Genomic DNA, 857 nt, shown 5'->3' on the forward strand with positions numbered 1-857 from the left:
TCCTGGGCGTCCGCCGCACCGCCCCGTCCGCGGTGGGGCCGTCGGCGGGTGGGCCGTCCGCGGCCGGGGCGGTGCGGCGGACGCCCAGGACGTCCAGGACGCGGTGGAGACGCGCCGCGTCGGTACGCCACTTACGGTCGACGACCTCGTCCGGATACTCCTGCCAGGCGACCGGGGACCAGTCGGGACCGGTCTCGGCGGGGCCCCCGTGGAAGAGGCGGGCGGCAAGGAGGGACGCGGCCTCGTCGACCGTGCCGGGCTCCTCCAGCAGATCGCAGGCGGGGCGCTCGCCCAGGCGGGAGGTGAAGCCCTCGGCCAGCCGGTCGCGCCGGGACAGCTCGGTGAGGGCCGCGACCACACCCGCGTCCAGCCGGGAGGGCCAGCGGCCCATCCGCCAGGCGGGCAGCGCCACGCGCGTGAGGAGCCGGTCCCAGCCGGCGTACGCCAGCCCGACCTGTTCCTGAGCGACGATCCGCACTCCGTAGTCCACGGACTGGGCCCGGTCGGCCGCCGCCGCGGCCACGCCCCGCTCCATCTCCGCGGCGTGCACCTGGCAGCTCCGCAGCAGCAGGCGGGCGACCCAGCCGATGCCCGCGCCGAGCGGACGGACGACGGGATTGCGGCCACGGTCGGCCGCCGCGGCCACGGCGGCGTCCAGCCCGCGCACGAAGCGCCGGGCCGCCGCTATGTCCGGGTGCGCCGAAGGGCCCGTACCGGCGACGACCGGCGCGAGGACTGCGCGCAGTTCGCCCACCCGCATCCACCACAGGAACGGGGAGCCGATGACCAGGACCGGCGCCACCGCCGTACGGCGGTGGCGCCGGTCCTGGTCATCGGCTCCCCGTTCCTGTGGTGGA

At 77.4% G+C, this 857-nt stretch carries 1 pseudogene; it reads right to left on the reverse strand.

Going from position 1 to position 857, the window contains the following annotated elements:
• Positions 1–857 (reverse strand): annotated as a pseudogene (locus P1P75_RS41720) (hypothetical protein); the annotation flags it as partial.

This window comes from Streptomyces sp. ID05-39B (genome assembly GCF_033794725.1).
In the GTDB taxonomy this organism is placed as follows: Bacteria; Actinomycetota; Actinomycetes; order Streptomycetales; family Streptomycetaceae; genus Streptomyces; species Streptomyces bobili.